The following is a 3,450-nucleotide window of genomic DNA, read 5'->3' on the forward strand; positions in this document are numbered from 1 at the left end:
AAAACTGGCGGACTTCGAACGCTTCGCAGGCTGCGAAGCGGTCATCACGTTGAAAAAGCCATTGGACGGACGGAAATCGTACCGGGGTATCGTGCATGCTCCCGAGGGCGAGACCATCGGTCTGGAATTCGAAGGGAAGGCAGGTCCTGCGATGCTCGATTTCACGCTCGCGGACATCGACAAGGCACGCCTTATCCCCAAAGTTGACTTTAGGAGCCGCAAAGAATGAGTCGCGAAGTGTTGATGCTGGTGGATGCGCTGGCACGCGAGAAGAATGTCGACAAGGACGTGGTGTTCGCCGCCCTTGAAGCGGCGCTTGCGTCGGCCTCCAAGAAACTCTTCGACGAGGATGCGGATATCCGCGTGCATATCGACCGTGAAAGCGGCGAGCACGAAACGTATCGTCGCTGGCGCGTCGTGCCGGACGAGGCGGGCCTGCAGGAGCCGGACCAGGAAATCCTGCTGTTCGAAGCACGCGAGCAGAATCCAGAAGCACAAATCGACGAGTTCATCGAGCAGCCGGTGCCCTCGGTCGAGTTCGGTCGCATCGGCGCGCAGGCCGCCAAGCAGGTCATCCTGCAGAAGGTGCGCGACGCCGAGCGCGAGCAGATCCTCAACGACTTCCTCGAGCGCGGCGAAAGCATCATGACCGGCACGGTCAAGCGCATGGACAAGGGCAATTTCATCGTCGAGTCGGGGCGCGTCGAAGCGTTGCTGCGCCGCGACCAGCTGATCCCGAAGGAAAACCTGCGCGTGGGCGACCGCGTGCGTGCCTGGATCGGCAAGGTGGACCGCACCGCGCGCGGCCCGCAGATCGAGCTCTCGCGCACGGCGCCCGAGTTCCTGATGAAGCTCTTTGAAATGGAAGTGCCGGAAATTGAGCAAGGCCTGCTCGAGATCAAGGCTGCGGCTCGCGACCCGGGCGTGCGCGCCAAGATCGGCGTGGTGGCCTACGACAAGCGCATCGACCCGATCGGCACCTGCGTCGGCATTCGCGGCTCGCGCGTGCAGGCCGTTCGCAACGAGCTTGGTGGCGAAAACGTCGACATCGTGCTATGGTCGGAAGACCCCGCCCAGTTCGTGATCGGCGCGCTCGCGCCGGCAGCCGTGCAGTCGATCGTCGTCGACGAGGAAAAACACTCGATGGACGTCGTGGTCGACGAGAGCGAACTCGCGGTCGCGATCGGCCGTAGTGGCCAGAACGTGCGTCTTGCCAGCGAACTAACCGGCTGGCAAATCAATATCATGACGCCGGACGAATCCGCGCAGAAGCAGAACCAGGAGCGCACCGTGCTGCGCGACCTGTTCATGGCGCGTCTCGATGTGGACGAGGAAGTCGCCGACATCCTGATCGACGAGGGCTTCACGAGCCTCGAAGAGATCGCCTACGTGCCGCTCAACGAAATGCTCGAAATCGAGGCGTTCGACGAGGACACCGTGCACGAGCTTCGCAACCGCGCGCGCGACGCGTTGCTCACGCAGGCCATCGCGAACGAGGAGAAGGTGGAAAGCGCTGCGCTGGACCTGAAGAGTCTGGACGGCATCGACCCGGATCTGCTCGCGAAACTCGCGCAGCACGAAGTTCACACCCGCGACGAGCTCGCCGAGCTGGCCGTGGACGAGCTGGTCGAAATGACGGGAATGGAAGAGGACGCCGCCAAGGCGTTGATCATGAAGGCACGTGAGCACTGGTTCGAGTAACCCGGCAACGGGAAGCGACACCAGGGCGCGACGAGCAGGAAGCGACCATGACCCACTAATCTGATCGCGGCCGGGCCCCGCCTTTGAGCGGGGCACGCAGGGCCGCATGACCCGATGTCAACCGCAAGGAATCGGTCCTTGCACTAAGAGGAATGAATGGCGAGTAACAACGTAGCCCAATTTGCCGCGGAACTGAAAATGCCTGCTGGCGTGCTGCTGGAGCAGCTGCAGGCGGCGGGCGTCACGAAAGCGAGTGAAGCTGACTCCTTGTCTGAAACGGACAAGGCGCGTCTGCTCGACCACTTGCGCAAGTCTCACGGCTCGAATGATGCAGACAAGCGCAAGATTACGCTGACGAAACGGCATACGTCGGAAATCAAGCAGTCCGATTCGACGGGTAAGGCTCGCACCATTCAGGTCGAGGTGCGCAAGAAGCGCACGTTCGTCCGCCGCGACGAGTCCGCCGGTGAGGCGGAGGCATCGAGTCATGCAGCCGACGCAGCCGCTGTCGCCGAAGAGGCGGAGCTGCAGCGCCGCGAGGAAGAAGCGCGCCGCGAGGCCGAGCTTCTCGAGCGTCAGGCCCTGGAGCTCAAGGAGCGCCAGGAGCGCCTCGCGCTTGAAGAGGCCGAGCGCCGCGCACGTGAAGAGGCTGCCGAAGCCGAGCGCCGCCGCGCTGAGGAAGAAGCCGCGAAGAAGAAGGCAGCGGCTGATCACGTCGCTCGCGAGCTGGCCGCCCAGGCCGTAGCCGCGCAGCGCAACGCCGAAGAGCAGGCCAAGGAAGTGAAGCAAGCGCAGGACCAGCAGGAAGAACAGCGCGCCGCCGCCGAGCGCGCCGCACAGCGCGAAGCGGCCCAGAAGGCTGAAGTCGCCGCACGCGAAGCCGTCGAGAAGGCGCAGAAGGAACAGGAAGAGATCGCGCGCCGCCGCGCGGCCGCCGAGGCCGAAGCGCGCGCGATCCGCGAGATGATGAACACGCCGCGCAAGGCGCAGGTGAAGGCGCCCGAGCCGCCCAAGCCCGCCGAGGCGCCCAAGCCTGCCGAAGCCAAGGGCACGCTGCACAAGCCGGCTCGTCCGGAGGGTGCGGCACGTCCGGCCGCTGGCGGCGGTGCAGGCGCCGCGGCGAAGAAGCCTGCGGCGGCAGCTGCGCCCGCAGCGGGTGCGCCGGGTGCAGGTGCCGGCGCGGGCGACCGCAACAAGAAGCCGGGCGCAGGCAAGGGCGGCTGGCAGGACGACGCAGCGAAGCGTCGCGGTATCAAGACGCGCGGCGACTCGTCGGGCGGTGTCGACCGCGGCTGGCGCGGCGGTCCGAAGGGCCGTGGCCGTCATCAGGAAAGCGCTTCGTCGTTCCAGGCGCCGACCGAGCCGATCGTGCGTGAAGTGCACGTGCCGGAAACCATCACGGTGGCCGACCTCGCGCACAAGATGGCCGTGAAGGCTTCGGAAGTCATCAAGGTCATGATGAAGATGGGCCAGATGGACACCATCAACCAGATGCTCGACCAGGAAACGGCGATGATCATCGTCGAGGAGCTCGGCCACCATGCGGTCGCCGCGAAGCTCGACGATCCGGAAGCGCTGCTGGTCGAAGGCCAGTCCACCTCGACCGATGCCGAGCAACTGCCGCGTCCGCCGGTCGTCACCGTCATGGGTCACGTCGACCACGGCAAGACCTCGCTGCTCGACTACATTCGCCGCGCCAAGGTCGCAGCGGGCGAAGCGGGTGGCATTACGCAGCACATCGGCGCTTAT

Annotated in this window: 2 protein-coding genes and 1 pseudogene; all 3 read left to right on the plus strand. The window is 65.1% G+C overall.

What is annotated here, in order from left to right:
• A pseudogene (locus tag VMJ11_RS25965) lies at nt 1-229 on the plus strand (ribosome maturation factor RimP); the annotation flags it as partial.
• Nucleotides 226-1,701, plus strand: coding sequence for a transcription termination factor NusA (gene nusA, locus VMJ11_RS25970; protein ID WP_325623124.1), 1,476 nt, complete (start codon nt 226-228; stop codon nt 1,699-1,701). The pseudogene VMJ11_RS25965 and the gene nusA, both read left to right, overlap by 4 nt.
• A gap of 156 nt (nt 1,702-1,857) precedes the next feature.
• Nucleotides 1,858-3,450, plus strand: a 1,593-nt coding sequence (locus VMJ11_RS25975) for a translation initiation factor IF-2 N-terminal domain-containing protein (RefSeq protein ID WP_325623125.1), incomplete at its 3' end; no start/stop codon positions are given.

Origin of the sequence: Paraburkholderia sp., assembly GCF_035501035.1 — a bacterium.
GTDB lineage: Bacteria > Pseudomonadota > Gammaproteobacteria > Burkholderiales > Burkholderiaceae > Paraburkholderia.

Excerpts from the sequence above, each read along its gene's own strand:
- nusA (WP_325623124.1), top strand. The coding sequence starts at position 226 with ATGAGTCGCGAAGTGTTGATGCTGGTGGATGCGCTGGCACGCGAGAAG.